The sequence below is a fragment of the Edaphosphingomonas haloaromaticamans genome (assembly GCF_001853345.1).
Classification (GTDB): domain Bacteria; phylum Pseudomonadota; class Alphaproteobacteria; order Sphingomonadales; family Sphingomonadaceae; genus Sphingomonas_E; species Sphingomonas_E fennica.
Window position 1 is genome coordinate 204,020 of sequence record NZ_MIPT01000001.1, and the last position, 20,729, is coordinate 224,748.

22 protein-coding genes, 2 tRNA genes and 2 pseudogenes are annotated in these 20,729 nt (G+C 62.7%); 11 read left to right on the plus strand and 15 right to left on the minus strand.

The annotated features are described in order from the left end of the window. Positions 1-114 precede the first annotated feature (114 nt). The gene (locus BHE75_RS00945) at positions 115-789 is read right to left on the minus strand and encodes a TetR/AcrR family transcriptional regulator (protein ID WP_070931755.1); all 675 of its coding nucleotides are present in this window, start codon (positions 787-789) and stop codon (positions 115-117) included. Between the two features lie 82 nt (positions 790-871). On the opposite strand from BHE75_RS00945, the gene BHE75_RS00950 reads away from it, so the two are divergent. Both BHE75_RS00950 and BHE75_RS00955 read left to right on the plus strand, forming a co-directional pair. Beyond that, the gene (locus BHE75_RS00950) at positions 872-1,999 is read left to right on the plus strand and encodes an FAD-dependent oxidoreductase (protein WP_254684327.1); all 1,128 of its coding nucleotides are present in this window, start codon (positions 872-874) and stop codon (positions 1,997-1,999) included. Between the two features lie 240 nt (positions 2,000-2,239). Further along, entirely contained in the window at positions 2,240-3,898 is a 1,659-nt protein-coding gene (locus BHE75_RS00955; RefSeq protein ID WP_070931759.1) for a M28 family metallopeptidase, read from the plus strand. A gap of 351 nt (positions 3,899-4,249) precedes the next feature. On the opposite strand, the gene BHE75_RS00960 is transcribed toward BHE75_RS00955, so the two are convergent. Next, positions 4,250-4,335 (minus strand) — tRNA-Tyr (locus BHE75_RS00960). Positions 4,336-4,527: 192 nt separating this feature from the next. Between BHE75_RS00960 and cobU the strand changes: the two genes are divergently transcribed. Together cobU and BHE75_RS00970 are read left to right on the plus strand one after the other, a co-directional pair. Then, positions 4,528-5,040 (plus strand): bifunctional adenosylcobinamide kinase/adenosylcobinamide-phosphate guanylyltransferase, encoded by a 513-nt coding sequence (gene cobU, locus BHE75_RS00965; RefSeq protein ID WP_070935338.1) that lies wholly within the window; start codon positions 4,528-4,530, stop codon positions 5,038-5,040. A 110-nt stretch (positions 5,041-5,150) separates the two neighbouring features. Beyond that, positions 5,151-5,237: transfer RNA gene (locus BHE75_RS00970), tRNA-Leu, on the plus strand. A gap of 204 nt (positions 5,238-5,441) precedes the next feature. Here BHE75_RS00970 and BHE75_RS00975 read toward each other — a convergent pair. From BHE75_RS00975 to BHE75_RS01010, 10 genes and pseudogenes are all read right to left on the minus strand, one after another. After that, positions 5,442-7,079, minus strand: coding sequence for a recombinase family protein (locus BHE75_RS00975; protein WP_070931762.1), 1,638 nt, complete (start codon positions 7,077-7,079; stop codon positions 5,442-5,444). Then, entirely contained in the window at positions 7,076-7,489 is a 414-nt protein-coding gene (locus tag BHE75_RS00980) for a DUF2924 domain-containing protein (protein ID WP_084652819.1), read from the minus strand. Before BHE75_RS00980 ends, BHE75_RS00975 begins: the two co-directional genes overlap by 4 nt. A 17-nt stretch (positions 7,490-7,506) precedes the next feature. After that, positions 7,507-7,830, minus strand: coding sequence for a DUF3489 domain-containing protein (locus tag BHE75_RS00985; protein ID WP_084652820.1), 324 nt, complete (start codon positions 7,828-7,830; stop codon positions 7,507-7,509). A gap of 347 nt (positions 7,831-8,177) precedes the next feature. After that, positions 8,178-8,684 carry a flavin reductase family protein gene (locus BHE75_RS00990; RefSeq protein ID WP_254684328.1) on the minus strand — a complete coding sequence of 169 codons (507 nt, stop codon included), beginning with the start codon at positions 8,682-8,684 and terminating at the stop codon, positions 8,178-8,180. Between the two features lie 15 nt (positions 8,685-8,699). After that, positions 8,700-8,837: pseudogene (locus tag BHE75_RS22975) on the minus strand (succinyl-CoA--3-ketoacid-CoA transferase); the annotation flags it as partial. Positions 8,838-8,850: 13 nt separating this feature from the next. Further along, a pseudogene (locus BHE75_RS24805) lies at positions 8,851-9,022 on the minus strand (succinyl-CoA--3-ketoacid-CoA transferase); the annotation flags it as partial. Between the two features lie 119 nt (positions 9,023-9,141). Next, the gene (locus BHE75_RS00995; RefSeq protein ID WP_070931767.1) at positions 9,142-10,005 is read right to left on the minus strand and encodes an acyl-CoA dehydrogenase family protein; all 864 of its coding nucleotides are present in this window, start codon (positions 10,003-10,005) and stop codon (positions 9,142-9,144) included. Further along, the gene (locus tag BHE75_RS01000) at positions 9,987-10,292 is read right to left on the minus strand and encodes a DUF1330 domain-containing protein (protein ID WP_070931769.1); all 306 of its coding nucleotides are present in this window, start codon (positions 10,290-10,292) and stop codon (positions 9,987-9,989) included. The genes BHE75_RS00995 and BHE75_RS01000 overlap by 19 nt, the downstream gene beginning before the upstream one ends. 36 nt (positions 10,293-10,328) lie before the next feature. Then, positions 10,329-10,616 carry an SDR family NAD(P)-dependent oxidoreductase gene (locus BHE75_RS01005; protein ID WP_070931771.1) on the minus strand — a complete coding sequence of 96 codons (288 nt, stop codon included), beginning with the start codon at positions 10,614-10,616 and terminating at the stop codon, positions 10,329-10,331. Positions 10,617-10,749: 133 nt separating this feature from the next. Then, positions 10,750-10,932, minus strand: coding sequence for a thiolase C-terminal domain-containing protein (locus BHE75_RS01010; protein ID WP_139181598.1), 183 nt, complete (start codon positions 10,930-10,932; stop codon positions 10,750-10,752). 107 nt (positions 10,933-11,039) lie between these two features. Between BHE75_RS01010 and BHE75_RS01015 the strand changes: the two genes are divergently transcribed. Beyond that, on the plus strand, positions 11,040-11,780 hold the full coding sequence (locus tag BHE75_RS01015) for a dienelactone hydrolase family protein (protein ID WP_084652823.1): 741 nt from the start codon (positions 11,040-11,042) through the stop codon (positions 11,778-11,780). Between the two features lie 47 nt (positions 11,781-11,827). Next, positions 11,828-12,097 carry an alpha/beta fold hydrolase gene (locus BHE75_RS22980; RefSeq protein WP_084652824.1) on the plus strand — a complete coding sequence of 90 codons (270 nt, stop codon included), beginning with the start codon at positions 11,828-11,830 and terminating at the stop codon, positions 12,095-12,097. Positions 12,098-12,195: 98 nt separating this feature from the next. Here BHE75_RS22980 and BHE75_RS01020 read toward each other — a convergent pair whose 3' ends face one another. The 3 genes from BHE75_RS01020 to BHE75_RS01030 form a co-directional block, all read right to left on the minus strand. After that, entirely contained in the window at positions 12,196-14,571 is a 2,376-nt protein-coding gene (locus BHE75_RS01020) for a TonB-dependent receptor (protein WP_070931775.1), read from the minus strand. Positions 14,572-15,057: 486 nt separating this feature from the next. Beyond that, on the minus strand, positions 15,058-16,773 hold the full coding sequence (locus BHE75_RS01025; RefSeq protein WP_438830578.1) for a class I adenylate-forming enzyme family protein: 1,716 nt from the start codon (positions 16,771-16,773) through the stop codon (positions 15,058-15,060). Positions 16,774-16,845: 72 nt separating this feature from the next. Further along, complete coding sequence (locus BHE75_RS01030; protein WP_070931779.1) at positions 16,846-17,481, minus strand: carboxymuconolactone decarboxylase family protein; 636 nt, start codon at positions 17,479-17,481, stop codon at positions 16,846-16,848. 109 nt (positions 17,482-17,590) lie between these two features. Between BHE75_RS01030 and BHE75_RS01035 the strand changes: the two genes are divergently transcribed. From BHE75_RS01035 to BHE75_RS01055, 5 genes are all read left to right on the plus strand, one after another. After that, positions 17,591-18,106, plus strand: coding sequence for a nuclear transport factor 2 family protein (locus tag BHE75_RS01035; protein ID WP_070931781.1), 516 nt, complete (start codon positions 17,591-17,593; stop codon positions 18,104-18,106). Between the two features lie 61 nt (positions 18,107-18,167). Beyond that, positions 18,168-18,626 (plus strand): nuclear transport factor 2 family protein, encoded by a 459-nt coding sequence (locus BHE75_RS01040; RefSeq protein WP_070931784.1) that lies wholly within the window; start codon positions 18,168-18,170, stop codon positions 18,624-18,626. Continuing rightward, entirely contained in the window at positions 18,623-19,444 is an 822-nt protein-coding gene (locus BHE75_RS01045) for an enoyl-CoA hydratase/isomerase family protein (protein WP_070931786.1), read from the plus strand. Before BHE75_RS01040 ends, BHE75_RS01045 begins: the two co-directional genes overlap by 4 nt. A 3-nt stretch (positions 19,445-19,447) precedes the next feature. Continuing rightward, positions 19,448-20,218 (plus strand): enoyl-CoA hydratase/isomerase family protein, encoded by a 771-nt coding sequence (locus tag BHE75_RS01050; RefSeq protein WP_070931788.1) that lies wholly within the window; start codon positions 19,448-19,450, stop codon positions 20,216-20,218. 4 nt (positions 20,219-20,222) lie between these two features. After that, the gene (locus BHE75_RS01055) at positions 20,223-20,726 is read left to right on the plus strand and encodes a flavin reductase family protein (protein ID WP_070931790.1); all 504 of its coding nucleotides are present in this window, start codon (positions 20,223-20,225) and stop codon (positions 20,724-20,726) included. Positions 20,727-20,729 lie beyond the last annotated feature (3 nt).

Sequence of the window (20,729 nt, forward strand, 5' to 3'; positions counted from 1 at the left end):
AACCGCGTGGCTGTTCATCGCCTCGATCCAGCTCCTTACTCGCCGCATCGCAAGAGCATGAAATCAGGCCCGATAGTTTTGAATCAGACTCTAAGGCCTGCAGCTTCGCGCCAATCATCGCGGCGAACGCTCGCGGATGCTTTCGATGCCCGTGAGGACGAGATTGATGCCGGCCAGAAACTGTTCGCGGTCGTCGTGTCCGGGCACGTGCGCCGCCAGCTGCCGCACGAAGGGATATTCGGCGGGATCGAGCTCGGCCCATTCCCCGGCCATGGCCGTGAGGTGGGCCGAGCGCTCGGTGTCGCGCGGCAGGCGGGCGGCGGCGGCATGCTGCGCGGCGATGCCCAGGATGGCGTTCATGAGCGCGGTGGTTGCGTTGAACAGTGCGTCATCGGGCACGCCCAGCGCCTGAACCTGCCTTCCGACGTTTTCCAATATCCGAAGCACCGCCCGTTGCCATGGATCGCTGGACAGCAGCGCCCCCATCCAGGGGTGCGCGTCGAGGGCATCGAACACGCCGAGAGCCACGGCGCGGATCGCATCCTGTGGCGCCCGAGGCGTTGCCAACCCGGCCATCACGCCGGCGATGATGTGGTCGGTCGCCGCCGCGACCAGCGCCTGCTTGTCGGCGATGTGCCAATAGATCGCTCCGCTGCCGGTCGCGAGCCGCGCCGAAAGCGCGCGAAAGGTCAGCGCGCCTTCGCCGTCCGTGTCGAGGATCCCGATCGCGGCTTCGACGATCCGTTCCTTGGAGAGGGCGCCCGTGCGCCGTGCGGTCCTGGTGGCCATGGCGCCACCTTGACATGAATGGAACGCCGTTCCAACAGCGCGTTGTGGAACGACGTTCCAATCAAATCCGGAGAATGCGATGATGACNCCCGTGACGATCATCGGCGCGGGCCTTGGCGGTCTGGTCCTCGCCCGCGTCCTCCATGTTCACGGCATACCCGCCATAATCTACGAGGCTGAGCCTTCGGCGATGGCGCGCACGCAGGGCGGCCTGCTCGACATCCATGCGCAGGACGGGCAGGTCGCCCTCGCCGCGGCCGGCCTCACGGAAGAGTTCCGCGCCATCATTCATGCGGGGGGAGAGGCCGCGCGCGTGCTGGATCGGCAGGGCGCGGTGCTGCTCGACCTGCCCGACGATGGCACGGGCGGGCGGCCCGAGGTGCTGCGCGGTGATCTGCGGCGCATCCTCGTGGAATCGCTGCCCGCGGAGGCGATCCGCTGGGGCAAGAAGCTCGCCGGTGTCGCGGCGCTCGGCGAGGGCCGATACGAACTTGGTTTTACGGATGGGTCGACCGTGACCACCGGCTTTCTGGTCGGCGCCGACGGCGCCTGGTCGAAAGTCCGTCCGCTGCTTTCGAGCGCCGTCCCGGAATATGTCGGCACGACCTTCGTCGAGACCTATCTTCGCGACGTCGACGTGCGGCACCCCGCAACGGCGCAGGCTGCCGGCGGAGGCGCCCTGTTCGCGCTCGCGCCGGGGCAGGGGATTTTCGCGCATCGCGAGCCGGGAGGCATTCTCCACGCCTATGTCGCGCTGAACCGCCCCGCCGCGTGGTTCGCCGGCATCGACTTCGGCGATGCCGCCGCCGCGACGGCGCGTGTGGCGGCCGAGTTCGGCGGCTGGGCGCCCGCGCTCACGGCCCTGATCACCGATGGCGAGGCGCCCCCGGTTCTGCGCCCGCTATACGCGCTCCCGACCGGCCACCGATGGGATCGCGTGCCCGGGGTTACGCTGCTGGGTGACGCCGCGCATCTGGCGCCGCCCGCCGGCGAAGGCGCGAATCTGGCGTTGCTCGACGGCGCGGAGCTGGGGCAGGCGATCGCGGCCAATCCCGGCGACATCGAGACCGCGCTCGCCGTCTATGAAGCGGCGATGTTTTCGCGTGGTGCGGCGGCGGCTGCGGATGGACATGATATGCTGGCGCTCCTGCTCGGCGAGCGTGCGCCGTTCGCGCTCGTCGATTTCTTCTCGGGTCTCGTGCAAAATTGAACCCGGTTGCCGGCCGCCCGGAAATAATTCCGCAATCCGAGATGTCGTGAGGGCCGGCCTGTCCTCGCGCGCGTCCCGCTGACCTCTCGGCGCTGGAAGGGGGCCGGGACTCATTGACGCCGGGTGGGACACCTGGCCCGCGCCGGATGCCGCGGCAGCCAGGCCCGGCGGGTTGCGGCGCTGGACAGGCTTGTCGCCTTTGATAGGGTCCCGCCATCCATTGTCTCTGGGAACCCGCTCTTGAAACTTCGTTCCGTTCTCGCGGCCGCGCTGCCGCTCGCCATTCTCGCCTCCCCGCTTTCTGCCCAGCCCCAGGCCGCCGATCCCGCCTTTACCCCCGAAGGCATTCGCTCGATCGTGCGCTTCCTGTCGGATGATCTGCTGGAAGGCCGCGATACCGGCAGCCGCGGCCATGAAATCGCCGCCCGCTATGTCGCCAGCCGGTTCGAGGAATTCGGCCTGAAGCCGGCCGGGGACAACGGCACCTGGTATCAGCGCATCACCCTGCAGCAGACCGATCGCACCGATACCCCCGGTACGCTCACCGTCACCGGCCCGGCCGGCCGAAAGGACTGGACGCATGGCAGCGATGTCCTGATCGGCCTCAGCGCCAGCGAGAGCCATCTGGATATCTCCGCGCCGCTGGTCTTCGTCGGCTATGGGATCGAGGACAGGAAGCTCGGCATCAACGATTATGCGGGACTGGACGTGCGCGGCAAGATCGTTGTCGCGTTGCGTGGCTATCCCAAGGGCCTGCCCAGCGAAGAAGGGGCGCATGTCAGCGCCGCCAAGCGCCAGGCCGCCCAGGCCCATGGCGCCATCGGCATGGTTTCCGTCGGCACGCTGCTGTCGATGAAGACCCGGCCGTGGGCGCAGATGGTGCATTTCGCCGACGAGCCGGATTTCACCTGGGTCAGCCCCGAAGGCCAGCCTTTCGACGATGCGCCCGCCATCCGCGCCAGCGCCAGCCTGAACGATCCGGTGGCCGAAGCCGTGTTTGCCGGCGCGCCCAGGACATTGGCCGTCATCCGGGCGGAAGCCGACAAGGAAGGCGGCCGGCCGAAGGGCTTCGCGCTCAAATCCAGCATCCGCATCCGGAATGAGAGCACCACCAGGCGGGTCACCAGCCCCAATGTCGTCGCCATGCTGCGCGGATCCGATCCGAAGCTGGCGGACGAATATGTGGTGCTGTCCGCCCATCTCGACCATATCGGCATCAGCCCGGCCAAGCCGGGCGACACGGCCGATACCGATCGCATCAACAATGGCGCGCTGGATAATGCCGCCGGAATCGCCACGATGCTGGAAGTGGCCCGCGCGGCGGCCGCATCACCGGTGAAGCCGCGCCGCTCGATCATCTTCCTCGCCTCCACCGGCGAGGAAAAGGGCCTGATCGGCGCCGATTATTATGCGCGTCATCCCAGCGTGCCGATCCGCTCGATCGTCGGCAATGTCGATCTGGATATGCCGCTGCTGCTCTATCCCTTTACCGACGTCACCGCCTTTGGCGCGGATCATTCATCGCTGGGGCCGATCGTGGCCGGCGCGGTGGCGCCGATGGGCATCAGCCTTTCGCCCGATCCTATGCCCCAGGAAAGCATCTTCGTCCGTTCCGACCATTATATGTTCGTGAAGCAGGGCGTGCCGGCCGTGTTCCTGGCGACCGGTTTCGCCAATGGCGGCGAAAAGGCGTGGGGCGCCTTCCTCGGCGGCAATTACCACCACCCCGGCGACGACATGAACCAGAAGATCGACTGGAATGCCGGCGCCCGCTTCGCCGAGGCCAATTACCGCATCATGCGCGCCATGGCCGATGCCGACACGCAACCGCTCTGGTATGCGAAGGACTTTTTCGGCGACACCTTCGCGCCCACCAGCCCCCGCGCCCCCAGGCGCTGACCGAGCCGGGCCGGCAGGCAACCTGCCGGCCCGCGCACCAAGCGCGCGCCTGGAAATGGCAGCTATCGCGCAAGCGATTGCGTGTGAGTTCCACCAGAAATGCCGCCCCATCTCCATGGGGCATGGCGGCGTGACGCCCATCATTTTTGAGTTTGGCGCGGAAGGCCCTTTGTCACCGACTGCATGGGCGCATCCGAATCTCGATAGCCGTTCGAACAGGCCCAATCGAGCACGGACCCAACGCGTTGAGATAGGCGCCAATTCGGCCGGACGGCTGGGAACGCGTATCGCCGCGAAAGCCGGGGAAACCCCAGGCTTCTGCGATTATCGGCGCTTGGAAGAGAGTGGGGGTGGTGGACAGGGCTGGATTCGAACCAGCGTACGCTCACGCGGGCAGATTTACAGTCTGCTGCCTTTAACCACTCGGCCACCTGTCCACACCATCGCGATGGCGCGTTTTCCCGTCATTTGTGCACGTGGTTGGCGTGCCGGGAACCCTGCGCCACGGCGCGGGAGGGCGCCTGATAGACGAGGCTTTCGGCTTCTGCAACCCCGGCGGAGCGATGTTGCGTGGCGCGCGTGCGCGGGGCATGGCGGCCTTGCCGGAAGGACGGGAAAAGGGGCGTGGCATGCGGGTTTCGACGCTGGTGATCGGGGGCGCGCGANCGGGCAAGAGCCGCTTTGCCCAGGCGCTGGCGGAGGCCGAATCGGGGCCGCTCGTCTATGTCGCCACCGCCGAGGCGCTGGATGGCGAGATGGCCGATCGCATCGCCCGCCACCAGGCCGATCGGGGTCCGCGCTGGACGACGCGGGAGGCGCCGCACGATCTGGCGGCGGCGATCGCGGGGGTCGATCCCGGCGCGACGATGCTGGTCGATTGCCTGACGCTCTGGCTTTCCAATCGCATGCTGGCCGGCGCGGATCTGGATGCCGAGGCTCGCGCGCTGGTGGCGGCGATCGGGGCCTGCCCGGCCGCCCGGCTGGTGCTGGTGAGCAATGAGGTGGGCTTCGGCATCGTTCCGGAAACCCCGCTGGGCAGGGCGTTCCGCGATCGGGCGGGCTGGCTCAACCAGGCGGTTGCCGCCGCCGCCGACAAGGTTGCGCTGGTGGTCGCCGGGCTGCCCCTCTGGCTCAAGAATTGAGGCGCGGCAGATTCCGTGCAGAAAAGCGATTTCGCCCGTTGCCACCCCCGTATTGCTTTGCTAGAGGCACGCGCCTGCCAGCGCCCCGCTCTCGGGGCCCTTCTCGATGTGCGGTCGTGGCGGAACTGGTAGACGCGCAACGTTGAGGTCGTTGTGGCCGAAAGGCCGTGGAAGTTCGAGTCTTCTCGACCGCACCAAACAGTCCTACAAGGTAATCGATTTTCGCCTTCGGGCGCCCTGCTCACATGAAGTGGCGCAGTTCTGCGGGGGTTTGCGACACATGTTACGGCTGGTGAAGCCAGAGAGACGCGGAAAGCCAAAACACAGAGCCAAAAACAGGCCGGGTTCTCTGTTCACGAGAACCCGGCTTCACCTCACATTTTCTGGGTTGGTCTGCTGGCTCAGGCTTCGAAGCCGAGCATGCGCTCCTGCTCGACCCAGTCGACCGGAATGTCGATGGCAAGCAGACTCTTGCGGGTCAGCGATCGTGGTTGGTTGCCGGCAACGATGGATTCAACGATCCGAGGGCTAAGCCACGCGATGCGAAGAAGTCTCGCAAGCTGGGTGCGGCAGCGCCCCTCCCGCCTGGCGAGCTGATTGAGGCTGAGATCCGGTGATGCCTGAACAAGCCCCTGGGCTTCGAAAGCACTGGTCAGCAGTTGGAGCAGCTGCTCATTGCCGATCTCCCCCACAGCGGCGGTATCTATCCGCAACCGGGCTTCCCGGAACGGTCGTCGTGCAGGCAGCGGAATATGCCATTTCCAGATGCCATCCATAATGGGGTTCAGAGCGCCGGCATTGAGGTGGATATCGATCCGATCAGCCTGCACCATCACCGACGCGACCAGTGAGCGGACAGCTGTTTCGACTTTGCCCAATTCTCGCAGCTGGATCGACAGCAGATGCCCGGTGGAGAAGATGGTCCGCAACTGATGTGCTTCGTCAACACCGGAGAGATGCCGCAAAGCATGCTCGTCATTGAGCAATTGCTCAAGATGCTCAACAAGATGCTGCTCCAGCTGGCCGCGCCGGAACCGCAAGCTGGGTGGATCGCCGGGCCGGGCCAGATCCTTGCGGGTTTCGTAATAGGCATAGCGCCGCACCTTGTTTGACCCGTAAGTGGGCACCATTGGTCGCCCGTGGGGATCGGTCAGCAATCCTTGCAACAATCCACGCTGGGGCTCGTTGGCGGGGCGCTTCCGGGGCGGCGCCTTCTCCTTGAGCTGGGCCTGGACGGCGTTCCACAACTGCTCATCGACGATGGGATCGTGCTCGCCATCGTAGACCTTGCCCTTGTGGACGATCTTGCCGCGGTAAATGGGATTCTTGAGCAGGTGGAACAGACTGCCCCGCGCAAAGGGAATGCCACCCCGGTGGGGCCCGCTGGCACGGTTCTGGACCTTGGTGACGACACCTTCGGCTCTGAGGATCTCGATGAGCGCGGGCACTGACCTGATCTCAAGGTAGCGACGCATGATGGCGCGCACGCGCTCTGCTTCCCCGGGCATAGGGACAAGCTTGCGTTCGACGACCTGGTAGCCCAGCGGCACCGGTCCGCCCATCCACAGGCCTTTCTTCTTGGATGCGGCGATCTTATCGCGGATGCGCTCGCTGGTGACCTCGCGCTCGAACTGCGCGAAGGAGAGGAGGACGTTCAACGTCAGGCGCCCCATGCTGGTCGTCGTGTTGAAGGCCTGCGTGACCGAGACGAAGCTCGCTTCCCTTGCGTCCAGCCGCTCAACGATTTTGGCGAAGTCAGCGAGGCTGCGGGTCAGGCGATCGACCTTGTAGACGACGATGACATCGACGAGGCCGGCCTCGACATCGGCCAGGAGTGTTTTGAGGCCGGGACGCTCCATGTTACCGCCGGAAAAACCGCCGTCATCGTACCGGCCCGGCACGAGCGACCAACCTTCATGCCGTTGGCTCAGGATATAAGCTTCGCACGCTTCCCGCTGGGCATCGAGGCTGTTGAACTCCTGCTCCAGCCCATCCTCGGTGGACTTGCGGGTGTAGACCGCACAACGCAGCGGCTTCACTGCTTCGGCTCCGACAGACCAAAGAATCGCGGGCCGTTCCAGTGCGCGCCGGTAATGGCCCTGGCGACGGCAGTCAGCGACTTCCAGTACCGGCCATCGTACTCGAAGCCATTCTCCAGCACGACTACGGTGTGCCCCACGCCATGCCAGTCACGAACCAGCCGCGTGCCGGGCATCAGCTTGCGAAGAGAGGGTCCCTTTGTCTCGCTCTTCCCTGCTCGCGCCGCGTGCTGGCGCAGCAGCGAGCGGGTTGAACGGCCAAGGCCACCATGGCGTTGCTCCTGCAACCTATAGCCTATTCCCAGGCGCAGCAGTTCGGGCGAAAGGTTGGGAGCAGGCACGCCGTAGCGGCGCGCCCATTCCATCCTGAGCTCCTCGGGCGGCAGTTCGGCCAGCCGCCCGAGGGTCATGTATGTCCGACAGGCCATCAGGCTGTCACGACCCGGTAGACGCGCCCTACGCCCTCTACTTTCTCGCTTCCGATCACATGGCCTTTCTTCCTGAGCCCGGTCAGCGCCGCACGCGTGGTGTGCGGCAGCCAGCCGGTGGCAGCGGCCAACTGCTCGATCGTGACGCCTTCGGCTCGGGCCAGCAGTTCCAGCACCAGGCTGTTCTTGCTCGGCGTTTTGGCGACAGCCTTGCTGGCCTCTGCCTGTTGCTGACTTGCCGCGGCATCCTGTTGGACGACCTCGTGCTGGAATTCCCGCGCCATGCGGCGTGGGCGATTGGTGGCAGGTTTCGTATTCGACATGAGTGGTCTCCGATCAGAGCAGCACCACGACGAAGGGCTGCCCCACCACCCAAGGCCCTGCCGGTCGAGCCGGTCAGGGCTGCGGCCCCCCGAAGGAGCCCCGCTTCACGAGACGACCAATGCTTGCTGTGAGCACGAAGTCCAATGAATGTCGGGCATTGTCGGACGTAAGCGCCGATAGAAGGCGGCGTTGACGCCCATGTGGCCGATAGCCACCGCATCTCCGGATAACCAGGTACCAGAAAACCATGCTATTTTAGCGCCGCGTTATACGCGCTCAATTTCGTCGTGCGATTTGGTGAGGCTGGCTTGGGCATCGCTGCCCCTGACCAGCTTACAGAAATAACTCACATATGATCCATAATCGTAGCTATACGTCCGTCCATCCAGACTAGTGGATCGATGTCAGGGTGAACCGTGACCCCAACGACACGTCCGACATAAATGTCATGGGTGGCAGCACCAACAACCTGTACGGTTTCGCAAGCGAGACTTGCCAATGCGTCTACTAGCGTCGGCAGTCCATCTGGCGTCAGGCGCCATTCGCCGACCTTGAAACGGTCCTGCCCTTTGAGCTTGCCACCAAAGGCCGACACAAGATCCTTGTGTCTCTCGGCGAGCAGATTGACGCAAAACTTTTTTCGGGCCTGTAGGGCCGTCGCGAGGCTGGCAGCACGGTTGACAACAATGAGCAAGGTAGGCGGATCGCTGCTGACCGAAGAGACCGCTGTCGCAGCCATTCCCACCCATTGCGATTCATCGCCGGTTGTGATGATCGCGACAGTGCTGGCATGGCGCCGCATTGCGTTCCTGAACGCGTCCTCCAGAGCCTTCTGTTCAGTATGGAACGTCAATTTTCGTCTCCAGCATCATGTGACCCGATATCGGGTTGTGGTCTCAGCCGCGACTTCGTCGGCTGTAACGCCGAACGCCAGTTCGATCAGCCTGAACGGGCTGCCATGGTCGGGCCGATCGAAGACGCAGAGATCGGTGCCGATCATGTCGACCCATTGGTGACGGTAGTCCTGCGCCATCGATCCCGGCATTGTTGGACGCGATCGACAGCTCCTTGCTTGACACCCGCCTCCCGGATCGCGTCGATCCGGAATGCCGCCAGCCCAAAGCCACCCGCGCAGATCTCCATCCCATCAAATAGCAGCCCGGAAAGAGCGAATGCTGCGTCTGGGTACATTTTTCCATCAGGGTCTCGAAGCTGACGTATAGGATAAGTTGGAAATTCGACTGGTTGGAGCGGAGGAGACGTTCTCCGGCCGACTCGACCGGCGCCTCCCCCTTCTCGGAGAGCGCAGCTTAACCGAGCAAGCCCAGTTGAGCCTTCCCTAGCGTCTCGAAGGTCGCGTCGTTGGAGAGCGGGTGGTAGATACCCGCCCTCGCGTCGCGGAATGCACGCTCGAGAGCCGGACCGCGCCGGATGGCGCCGCCGCCTGCGAGCCGCATAGCGATGTCGGTGACCTTGATGGCAGCCTCCGTCGCGGCTATCTTGGCGATCGAAAGCCTGGCCGGCCGCTCTGCCGCACTCCACTCGGCGTCGCCCTCTTCGGTCAGCGTGATCGCCGTGCCCCGCAGCGTCCGTTCCGCCATCTCAAGCTCGACCAGTGCCTGGCCAAGCTGATACTGCACGTAACCGACGTCCTTGACGGAAAGATTCTCGCCCGAAACAGTATGACCGAGCTTCTTTTTCGCGATCGACTCGCGCGAAAGCCGAATGGCTCGATCGGCAATACCGAGATACACGCCCGAGAAGGCGAAGACGACCCATTCCATTTCGCCGATGAGGCCGGTACGGAACGGGCCACCATAGGCGTCGGCCGGAACGGGGACCTTGTCGAAGGTGGCCGTTTGCGTGCCCGAAGCGCGCATGCTGAACGTATTCCAGGTGCGTTCGATGCTGATTCCGGGGGCCGAGGTTGGAATGATGAAGATCGATTCCCGGGCGGCATGCTCCTTGTAGTCCGTCGGCAATGTGCCGTCCGCGTCGGTGATCGTCGCGTTGAACGTCACGATATCGGCACCCTCGATGAAGGTGGCCCAGTTCTTCTTGCCGCTGACATGCCAGCCGCCATTACCATCAGGCACGGCGACCGTGTCGGCGATGGTCGAGAAGCCGGCGCGTTCCTCGCTGAATGGACCGGAAATCAGAGCATTGTTCTCCACCAAAGACCTTCGACCAGCGTGACCTGATAGCGCGCGCCCTTGGCCCGATGCTCGCGGGCTGCTGCATAATCCGGGCTCTGATACCAGGCCAACGCCTCGGCTTTGCTAGGGAACGCGAAGATAACGACGCCCTCCGACGGTTCGCCCTCAAGGGTCAGTTGATCACCATAGACTACGAGCGGGGTGACTGGGTGGCCCGCCAATGTCGGCCGCGCCAGCGCGCTGTACGTATCAAGTTCGGCCTCATCGGTCGTCTCGAGACGGCTCTGGATGAGATAGGCGGTCATAGCGGTTCCTTTGTGGTGACAAGCATGTGCGAACGATCAGTCTGTGTGTCCGAAATTGGGCGGGCGCTTGGCGATGAAGGCGGCGATGCCTTCCCGGTTGTCACGCGACCGGCCAACCGATACTGCCTCCGAGAAGGATGCGTCATCGGCGACATTAACGGCATACGCCGCTCCGCCGATCTCGCTTGCGAGCGCTTGCCCAGCTTCGAGACTGAGGTCGAAAATCGCGACCCTGGCACCATTTGCCGCCAGCATCCGCGCCGTCGCGGCTCCCAAGCAAGATGCCCCACCGGTCACGATCGCGCCTACACCGCTCCCGTCCATGAAAATGCTCAGCCTTTCTGCTTTGCCGGAACCTGAGGCAACACATCGCCTCGAAAAATGACTGCTGCCGCCCGGGCATCTGGCGGGCGGCCGAAGGGAGGGGGCAGAGAAAGTAACGACCGCCGGACGGACCTCACCAACCCTGTTTTAGGATCGACACGCCGCAGTGCCCCCATGCGCCGAAGACCTGCGCGAGGCCGACCCGCGCCTTGTCCAGCTGGCGTGCCTCGGCCTCACCGCGTAGCTGCTTCACGATCTCGTAGATCTGGCCGTAGTGTGAGGCGCCGAGTGGCTCGCCCTTGGACTGAAAGTTCATGACGAACCGAATGTAAGGCACGCCTCGACATTGAATAAGCAATCGTTGCCTTATCAAGGGAATTTGCTATCCGAGAGGTCAACGAGGATGTTGATGGAAGCGACTCTGTGAGACAGGAAAAGTTGACAATCGAGACCGCTGACGGTTTATGCCCTGCATATTTCTTCACCCCGACAGGGGAGGGTGCTTGGCCTGGCGTAGTCTTCTGCATGGATGGGTTCGGTATCCGTCCGACGCTTTTTCAGATGGCGCAGCGAATGGCCGACAACGGATATGCTGTCCTGTTGCCTGACCTCTATTATCGGGCCGGCCCCTATGGTCCGTTAGTGCCTGCCGACGTCTTTGCCGGCAGTGATATCATGGGAGCGATCGGATATCTGTTTGCGTCAACCGATAATCACAGAGCAGCGCAGGATGCGAAAGCGTTCATCACGTGGCTTGACGCGCGTTCAGATGTAGCCAGTGGACGATATGGCGTCACCGGCTATTGCATGGGGGGTGGCATCGCGCTGTCGATCGCCGGAACCTGGCCGGATCGCTTTGCCGCGGCAGCCAGCTTTCATGGCGGCAACCTTGCAACGGATGCGGATACCAGCCCGCACTTGCTGGCGTCCTCGATGAAGGCGCGCGTCTATATCGCCGGTGCCGACAAGGATGATTGGTATCCTCCCGAAATGGCCGAGCGCCTGGAAAGATCGCTGACAGATGCTGGCGTCGACCATCGATGTGAGATCTACAGCGACGCACTGCACGGCTTCACCATGGCTGACTTTCCCGTGTTCGATGAAGCGGCTGCGGAACGCCATTGGCGAGAGCTCATCGCGCTATTCGACGGTTCGTTGCGGTAAGCAAGTTGTCGGCATCATCAATCCCGGGGACGGCTTTAGCGAATGCGATGGAACAGCGGTGCTTCTCAACACCCGATGGTTTGACGCTGATCAGCGATGTCGCCGGATCTCCCGATAAGCCTACCGTCATACTGCTGCACGGCGGCGGCCAGACACGACATAGCTGGGCCGATGCGATGAAACGGCTCGCTGATCGCGGTTATTTCGTCGTGAACTACGACGCTCGCGGGCATGGAGACAGCGATTGGTCTCCGGATGGCGACTATTCGCTTCACGCGCTTGCATTACGGCATCTAGCGCAATTCCGGCGTTGTTAGGGATCGGTATCGTTCATTGTCAGCAATCATCGCAACTTGGATATTGGGCGCCGCAACGAGAAAGGGCCGGTCTTCCGATCGAAGACCGGCCCGACCGATCACTTGAACTTGACGCTGAACGTAGCGCCATATGTGGCGGGCTGGCCCGCCCAACGTGTGTAGGTATCGAAGAAGCTGGCAACGTTCGTCCAATAATATTGGTTCGTCACGTTCTTGCCCCAGAACTGGAGGCTCCAGCGGTCGTCGGCATCCTTGACGCCAGCGCGCAGATCGAGAAGAGCATAGTCCCGGATGTCGAACAGTTGCGAGCCGCCGATGATCGCATTTGTTTCGCTGCGGAAAGTGAGATCCGCGCCCGTGAAGAGCTTTATTCGATCCGAGGCATTGAACTCGTAGCTGAGTCCGGTTCCAATCTGATATTTGGGCGTATAGGGAAGCGAAGCACCCTTGAAGTCGCCTGCAACGCCTTCCGCACTGAGACCGACGAACCGCTTGATCTCGGAATCCAGATAGGTGAAGTTGGCATAGGCGTTGAAGCCGGGGATCGGTTGCGCGTTGAGTTCGACCTCGAAGCCGGTCACCGAGCTCTTGGGAACATTGACGAGCACGTCGAGCACGCCGAAGTTCGGGTCGATCAGTTTCGAGCGGATCTGCCGGTCGCGATAGTCGTAGTGGAAGCCGGCCGCATTGAGCTGCAAGGTGCGGTCCAGCAGCGTCGCCTTGATGCCTGCCTCATAGGAAAGCAGCGATTCCTGCTTGACCGGCAGGCTCTGTTCGGTGGTCGAGGCCGCGACGGAGGGGAAGCTACCCGCTTTATAGCCCTTCGAGACGTTCGCGTACAGAAGCAGGCCGGGCCGGGGCTTGTAGTCCACACCTGCGCGCCAGGATACATTGTCCTCGTTGAGCTTGCCGGTGAATGCGCCGGGCAGATAGGTCGGCGAATTGCCGTTGAGGCCTGTCGTATCGATCGTCATGCACGAAAGCGCGTCGACGGTGTCGATTGGCGGCAGGCCGTTGGCTGCGCGCAGATTGTTCGCGAAGAAAGTATAAAGCGGAACGAAGGGAAGGTAGCTGTCATTGTCCGGCACGCCGTAGAAGCAGGAATTTGCCTTGCGGTTGGCCTTGGTGTAGCGGACGCCGCCCTTGAGCGTGAAATTCCCGACGTCGAACTCGCCGTTGGCGAACGCGGCGTAGTTCTTCATGTCCTGATTGGCCCGGAAGGCGGACTCGAAGATGCCGGAGCCGGTGAAGATCGTGGAGTCACCGTAGACCAGGTGGGAGCTGTCGCGCGCTTTGTCGCTCGAATAGTTGCCGCCGATAACCCAGCGGAAGCGATTGCTGGCCGCGTTGGCGACGCGCAATTCCTGGGAGAAGCTCTTGATGCTGCCGTCGAAATGCTTGAAGTCGGCGTTGTTCCCGACGACGCCGTCACCGTCGAAGCTCATGCGCTGCTTGTAGTCGGTGTAGGATGTAAGCGACGTCACCGTGATGTCGTCGGTCACATCGAAGTCGATCCGCCCGGCGATCTGCCAGAGATCGTTGTGGTTTCTGGGGTCGATGTTCGAGCTAAAATCAGCGGCACGGGCATTTGCGGGCGCAAGCGGTACACCCTCGACCGGATTGGGAACACCCGGGATCGCCGAGCGCGTGCCGATGACCTGCACGGCCTGGGGAGCGCCGCGCTCGAGCCATCCGTTCAGGTTAAGGTTGACACGGAGACGATCGGTCGGCTGCCAGTCGATGAGCAGGCGTCCGGCATAGTTGCGCTTGCGTCCGGTCTTCTCCCCTGTTGAATAGCTCTTCTGCCAGTCGTCGCCATGATCGACATGGCCCGAGAGGCGGACACCGAGCGTTTCGGTAAGGGGGCCGCTGACATAGGCATCGCCGATGATCTGGTTGAACCGCCCATAGCCGATCGAGGCGCCGGCCTCGAAATGATTGGTGGGTTTGGCCGCGATATAGTTGATCGCGCCGCCGGTGGCATTGTTGCCAAAGAGCGTTCCCTGCGGTCCCTTGAGTACCTCGATGCGCTCGAGATCGAAGGCGGTCAGCTTGGTCATGACCGGGAAGGGCAGCGGCGCCTGGTCCAGATAGACCGAAACGTCGGGATAGGCGCCAAGCGTGGTGTCGTTGAAACCGACGCCGCGAAGCGTGTAAACGGGCGTGTTCGAGGCACTCGGCGAGAAGGTGAGGCCCGGGACCGACAAGGCGATGTCCTGAAGGCTGACGATCTGGCGTTCCCGAAGTTGGGAAGCGCCGATGGCGGTCACGCTGATGCCGACATCGTTGAGTTTTTGTTCACGCTTGTTCGCAGTGACGACGATGTCCTGGATGCCATATTGATCCGGCGTATCCTGCTGGGCGGCGGACTGGTTCGGCGCCTGGGCCCATGCCGACTGGGCCGCCAGTCCCATGACTGCGATGCTGACGGATGAAGCAGAAACGAGAAATCCTTGGAAACGCGCGATCGGCATTTACTCTCCCCTTCTAATGAATGTTTCGACGCGGCTTCGGTGTCCGCTTGACCAATATTGGTAAGAACATGATGCGAAATGTCTCCTGGGAAATGTCGCAGGAACCGCTCATCAATGCTAAATTTCGGGACAAACTTTGCCACAACCCAAATGGGTGTGAGCATAAATTCAGCGCAGCAAAAACATATAGCGATACCCCTGCACCAAAGCGCACCGGAGAATCTTCACTATGTCAGGATTTTTCCGCCATAAGGCCAAAGAGAATCAGTGTAATCCCTCCTCATCCCTTTTTTCAACCTATGCCAGTCGATTCGATATTTGTCAACGTAAATGTTGATAGGCGGGCTGGCTGCCGCTTGGTCGCAGGGTTGAACCAACATTTTGGCACAGAAACAGTACCTTACCTGCTCGCCACAATCACCAGCAGGTTTCGTTCGGCCGATAGCGGGATGAGAGCGACGGGAAGCTTGCAGCCTTCCTCCGCGCTCAGGCAGATGCCGTCACGGATAGTCTCACCCGTTCCCGCAAGACCCGTTTATCGACCTTGGTCGCCGACATCGGCCAGTCCGACCCGGAGATGAGGAATATCCTGCGCGGTACCTTGTAGCTCGCGATCTTGCCCTTGCAGAACTCGATCAACATCTCTGCATCGGTCAAGGCGCCGTCGCGCAGCTCGACGAAAGCAACGGGAACTTCGTCGAGCCGGGAATCGGGCATCCCCACGACTTCGGCGAGCTTGACGTCGGGGTGACCGCACAGAAAGGCTTCCACTTCCATGGTCGCGACATTCTCGCCGCCGACTTTCAGCATGTCCTTCAGCCGCCCGCCGAAAACGAGGTTCCCATCCGGCGTGCGCGTATAGAGGTCACCGGTCCTGAGCCATCCGTCCGGGGTCAGTGCCGCCGCTGTCTGCTCCGCGTTGCGGTAGTAGCCGTCCATGACATTGTAGCCACGCACCCAGATCTCGCCCATCTCGCCAGCGGGCTGTTCGTGCCCATCGTCGGGATTGACGATACGCACCTCGACGCCGGGGAAGGGTTTGCCCTGCGTAGTCGAACGCGTTCGCCGGTCGTCCTGTGGCTCGTTGATGGCGAAGATACCAGCAGTCTCGGTCATCCCGCACCCCTGGATGATTTCGGTCTGCGGAAGCAGGTCCTGGATCCGTTCCACCAGAGCTTCGGGCGCGATGATGAACAGATGATGCAGGTCGGGCAGGGCCTTGGGGTCGAAGTCCGGGTGATCGATGACCCCTTGCACGATGGCGGAGAACCATGGCCAGGCGACGGTGACCTTGTGCCGCACCATCAAGTCGATGGCGCGAGCGGGATCGAAATAGGTGTCCGTGNGATATGTGCCGGCCACGCCGACGGAGCCGATGAGTCCCGCCAAGGGGGCGATGTGGAAAAGCGGTCCCGCTCCCCAGGCCACGTCATGGCCCCCGCCCGACAGACGATAGCGCGCGCGCTCGACGGGGCCGCGCGTCGCCGCCTCGTGGCTCAACATGCATCCCTTGGGCGCGGCGGTCGTCCCGGATGTGTATAGGATGAGGGCGGTATCGCGGACGCGCACTCTGCGCCTGATGCTCTCGATATGGACCGGAGATCCGGCATCGCCAAGCGCCTCGACCGTCCTTCTGGGCAGCATTCCGGGCGCATTCGTACTCCCGACGTTGACGATGTGTTTCAGCGCGGGCGCTTCCGGCAGCGACAAGGGGTCGCCGCCGCCGATGGGGTAGTTGTGCAGAGACGGCAACGCCTCGAGCAGCACTCCCGGGAGGTCGACATATTGCGTGTCAGCGCCGCTCGTCACCAATGCCCTGAGTTCGGCATTGGCTATGATATAGCCGATTTCGGAGGCCTTGTGCCTGATATTGAGTGGAACCGCGACGCAACCAAGCAGTGCTATGCCGAAGAAAGCCTCGACATATTCGATGCTGTTGGGAAGGAAGAGGCCGATATTCTGACCCGGCTCCACGCCGAGCGAGGCGAGGCTTTGTGCAAAGCGTTCCGCGCCCCGTCGCAAGTCCTGGTAGCTGATGCCACGCTCGGGCAGGACAACGGCTTCCCGATCGGGCTGTAGGTCCGCGGCGCGGAGCAACAGGTCGCCGATCGTCGAAACTTCCGTGACGATATGCTCGGGCATCCTTGCCATCAAATCACTCTCCCAGCAGCAGGTTGGGTCGCAATTGCCTGCGATTCTCATATAAAGTCTTGCGTCTCGGCCTCGGTATGTCAACGTCTATGTTGACTGATATCCTTCGGGCTGCACCGACGTTCAGGGAACGCCGATATGCTCGGGCGCGGCCGCGGCGATCCTGAGGCTCTCGAGAACGGCTTTCCTGCCCGCGCCGAGCTTGATCGCGTTGCGCAGATGCAACCGGAAGCCTGGCCCGAAGCGGTGGCCGGGATTGGCATCGCAGGCCATTGCCGCCAGTTCCTTGGTTACGGCGCGGACGTGGCGCGTCGCCCAGGGAATCGCGCAATAGTCGAAAAAGCCGCGAAATGCCGCCGGCGAGATGCGCAGCAGCGCTTCAAGGAAACCCGGCAGTTCGGCATCGAAGACCTTCCAATAGGGATCGTCTCCCACATGGCGCGCCCATAGTTCCTGCTGTTCGGCATCCAGTGGCGAAGGGGCGCCCTCTCCGTTGAGGACCAGCACGGCGCTAACCATCAGCGAATGAACCCCAAGACCCGAAACCAGATTGATGATCTCCTGAATCTGCTCGGTGGTGGCGCCTGCCGCTCGTGCAGTGGCGATGGCCTCTCCGATTTCATCGGTGCGCAAGGAAACGACCGAGACGCGAACGGCCAGCGTGATCAGGGCTCTCGCGAGCGGGTCCAGTTCCGGGCCGTCGGGGACGTCCCTCAGCAGCCGGTCCGCTTCCGCTTCGATGTCTTTCAGGCCAAACATATGAGCATTCCTCCCACGGCCCCGAGCATGGCAGTTCGGCAGGGCCGTCAACATATACGTTGACTGTAAACAATCTTGCCGTCAATCTATGCCGGAGAGGAGAGGCGTCATGACAGACATTTCCAGGCGCGTGAGTCGGCTCGAAGATCGGGTCGAACTCGAAGAGCTGGTCGTCCGCTATTTTCTCGCCTCCGACGGGGACGATCTCGATACGATTCGCGAGACGTTCACGCAGGATGCGACTTTCGCTGTTTCAGGACATGTTCTTGGGACGGGACCAGGCGGAATCGTCGAATTCATCGTCGGGCAGCGCAAGAACATGGGCCTGACGCTGCACACGCCCAACTATGCACTGTTCACTTTCGAGGGCGATGACAGGGCGCGTGGACTTGTGGGCGCGCATCTCGAGCTGGTTCTCCACGGACAATCGACGTTCGGCGCCGTGCGCTACCAGGACGAATATGTTCGCGAAAGCGCCGGCTGGCGCGTCCGGTCCCGGGACATGCGCACCGTCCATATCGCGCCCTGGTCTGAAATCGCGGAAGCATTTTCCTCGGACACGCCGCAGCGCTGGCCGGGGACAGAGCCCGGCCCATCGGATTTCCCACGCACGCATGCCCCCTGAAGACGGCACCCTGCACGAAATTCTCCTCACCATTTAAACCACCTAGAGAGAAGAGGTCCCCATGACATTGAGCGCCGCAGAGCAGTTGGTCGAGAAAGCCGCGATCGAGCGAATGATGTTCGACTATTCCTACCATCTCGACATGAACCATCCCGAAGAACTGGCGGCCCTGTTCGTGGATGACTGCGAAGTGAGCTATGCTCCCAATTTCGGTGCGACCGGCAAGGACGCGTATAACAAGACGCTGGAAGGCATCGGCACCTTCTTCCGCGGCACTTCGCACCACAATTCGAACATCGTCGTCGACTTCGCAAGCGAGACAGAGGCGAACGTTCGATCCGTCGTTCTGGCGATCCATCGCTACGTGAAGGAGCGTTCCGACGGCATTCTTTACGGCCAGTATTTCGACATCGTCGTGAAGGTCGATGGCCAATGGAAGTTCAAGCGGCGTGAACTGCGCACGACCTTTACCACCGAATATCATGTCAAGGCGTTCAACCCGATCGGACGCGCCGAATGAGCGAGATCCTGATCGAGCACAAGGAAACGATCAGCTGGATCGTCCTCAATCGGCCTGAAGTGGCGAATGCGCTCTCGGGAGCGTTGCTCGATCGGTTCTCCGCGGCGCTCGAGGAGCTCAAGGCCGGAGGCGCTCCTGTCGTCGGCATCCGTGCCAACGGCAAGGGCTTCTGCGCCGGCATGGATCTCAGCCAGTATGGCGGGGCGGGAGCGAACGATCCCGTCGCGGATGCCGACAGGCTGAGCGCCAACCTGGCCCGCTGGCTTGCCATGTGGGAGCATCCCAAGCCGGTGATCGCGGCGGTTCACGGCTATTGTGCCGGTGTTGGCGGGCAGATGTGCGCCTTTGCCGACATCACGGTGGTTGCCGACGACGCCCGGATCAGCGAACCGGGCATTCCCATCGGTGGAGGCCTGATCGCACCGAGCTGGGTCGCCCATGTGGGGCCCAAGCGCGCCAAGGAATTCGCGTTCGTGCCCGGCAACAGCATCGATGCCGAGACCGCGGTGGTGTGGGGATGGGCCAATCATGTCGTGCCGGCCGGTCGCCTTGTCGAGGCGGTCGAGGCGCTCGCCGCCAGAATCGCCTTGATTCCGGCCGACGTGCTGCGGGTCAAGAAGCAGTCGATCAACCGCGCCGCCGAGGCCGCCGGATTCCGGCAGGCTCTGGGAGCGATCGCCGAGTCGGACGCGCTGCTTCATCTGGCCCCTTCGGTCCTCGCGATCCGGGAGCGCATGGCAAAGGAAGGGCTCAAGGCCGTTCTGGCCGACTATCGCGGGCCATCGTCCACGGCCCTCATGAACAGTTTCAAGGAGTAGAATATGGCGGATGTCGATTTTTCGGTCGAGGGGCACGTCGCGAAAGTCCATCTCAACCGCCCGCAGGGATTGAATGCGATCACGCAGGAGATGGATGACCTGCTTTTCGGGGCGTGGCAGCGGATCAACGCCGATCCTGACATCTGGGCGGTGATCCTGTCCGCGGAAGGCGAAAAGTCCTTCTGCATCGGGGCCGACGTATCGGGTGGCGCAGAGCGCAAGACGCGCATGGCGCTCGGTGGCGGCCTCACCGGCATTGGCGGCCCGCTGGTCACCTGCAAGAAGCCGATGGTCGCGGCCGTGCAGGGCTTCTGCGTCGGTGGCGGGTTCGAGCTCGCCATGTGCGCGGACATCATCGTGGCGGCGGACACGGCCCAGTTCGGCCTTCCCGAAACCAAGGTGGGGATCATCGGCGAATGCGGCGTCGTCCATCGCGCGATCCGCCAGCTTCCCCATCACATCGCTCTGCAACTGATCCTGACCGGCGAGCGCATCAAGGCCGACCAGGCATTCCACTATGGGCTGGTGAACGAGGTCGTGTCCTATGCCGATCTCGCCGAGGCCGCCGACAAATGGGCGGCCAAGCTCAACGCGGCTTCGCCTCTCGCCGTCCAGGCAGCCAAGGCGGCCGTGCTCGGGCGTGCCGGCCATCCGCTCGAGGTGGCCCTGATGAGCCGCTTCGAGGAGATCGAGCAATATGCCGAGACCGAGGACAAGAAGGAAGGCGAGCGGGCGGGTGTCGAGCGCCGCAAGCCTGTGTGGACGGGACGATGAGAGCATGAGCATCGCGACTGATCCCAAGACTTTTCGCCGCGTCCTGGGGCACTATCCCACCGGCGTCTGCGTCATCACCGCGATGCAGGCTGACGGTAAGCCGGTCGGCCTGACGGCCGGCACCTTCACTTCGGTCTCGCTTGACCCGCCGCTCGTTGCCTTCTTTCCCGATCGATCTTCGACGAGCTGGCCGAAGATCCGGGAAGCAGGACATTTCTGCGTCAATGTCCTCGCCGAACATCAGGAACCGGTATGTCGCGCTTTCGCCTCCAAGGCGGAGGACAAGTTCGCCGGCATACCTTACCGCCTGTCCGGGAAAGGGCGACCGATCCTCGAGGATATCGTCGCCTGGATCGATTGCGATCTTTACGCCGTTCATGAGGCCGGCGACCATTTCATCGTCCTGGGCGAGGTTCACGCGCTCGATGTCGAGCAGCCGCACAAGCCGTTGCTCTTCTTCCAGGGCGGTTTTGGGCAGTTCTCGCCATTGCTCCCGGCGGCCGGATGAGGT

Excerpts from the sequence above, each read along its gene's own strand:
- BHE75_RS00945 (WP_070931755.1), bottom strand. The coding sequence starts at position 789 with ATGGCCACCAGGACCGCACGGCGCACGGGCGCCCTCTCCAAGGAACGG.
- BHE75_RS00980 (WP_084652819.1), bottom strand. The coding sequence starts at position 7,489 with ATGACCCTCGGGCGGCTGGCCGAACTGCCGCCCGAGGAGCTCAGGATG.
- BHE75_RS00985 (WP_084652820.1), bottom strand. The coding sequence starts at position 7,830 with ATGTCGAATACGAAACCTGCCACCAATCGCCCACGCCGCATGGCGCGG.
- BHE75_RS01000 (WP_070931769.1), bottom strand. The coding sequence starts at position 10,292 with ATGACCGCCTATCTCATCCAGAGCCGTCTCGAGACGACCGATGAGGCC.
- BHE75_RS01005 (WP_070931771.1), bottom strand. The coding sequence starts at position 10,616 with ATGGACGGGAGCGGTGTAGGCGCGATCGTGACCGGTGGGGCATCTTGC.
- BHE75_RS01010 (WP_139181598.1), bottom strand. The coding sequence starts at position 10,932 with ATGAACTTTCAGTCCAAGGGCGAGCCACTCGGCGCCTCACACTACGGC.
- BHE75_RS22980 (WP_084652824.1), top strand. The coding sequence starts at position 11,828 with ATGGAACAGCGGTGCTTCTCAACACCCGATGGTTTGACGCTGATCAGC.
- BHE75_RS01020 (WP_070931775.1), bottom strand. The coding sequence starts at position 14,571 with ATGCCGATCGCGCGTTTCCAAGGATTTCTCGTTTCTGCTTCATCCGTC.
- BHE75_RS01030 (WP_070931779.1), bottom strand. The coding sequence starts at position 17,481 with ATGTTTGGCCTGAAAGACATCGAAGCGGAAGCGGACCGGCTGCTGAGG.
- BHE75_RS01035 (WP_070931781.1), top strand. The coding sequence starts at position 17,591 with ATGACAGACATTTCCAGGCGCGTGAGTCGGCTCGAAGATCGGGTCGAA.
- BHE75_RS01040 (WP_070931784.1), top strand. The coding sequence starts at position 18,168 with ATGACATTGAGCGCCGCAGAGCAGTTGGTCGAGAAAGCCGCGATCGAG.
- BHE75_RS01045 (WP_070931786.1), top strand. The coding sequence starts at position 18,623 with ATGAGCGAGATCCTGATCGAGCACAAGGAAACGATCAGCTGGATCGTC.
- BHE75_RS01050 (WP_070931788.1), top strand. The coding sequence starts at position 19,448 with ATGGCGGATGTCGATTTTTCGGTCGAGGGGCACGTCGCGAAAGTCCAT.
- BHE75_RS01055 (WP_070931790.1), top strand. The coding sequence starts at position 20,223 with ATGAGCATCGCGACTGATCCCAAGACTTTTCGCCGCGTCCTGGGGCAC.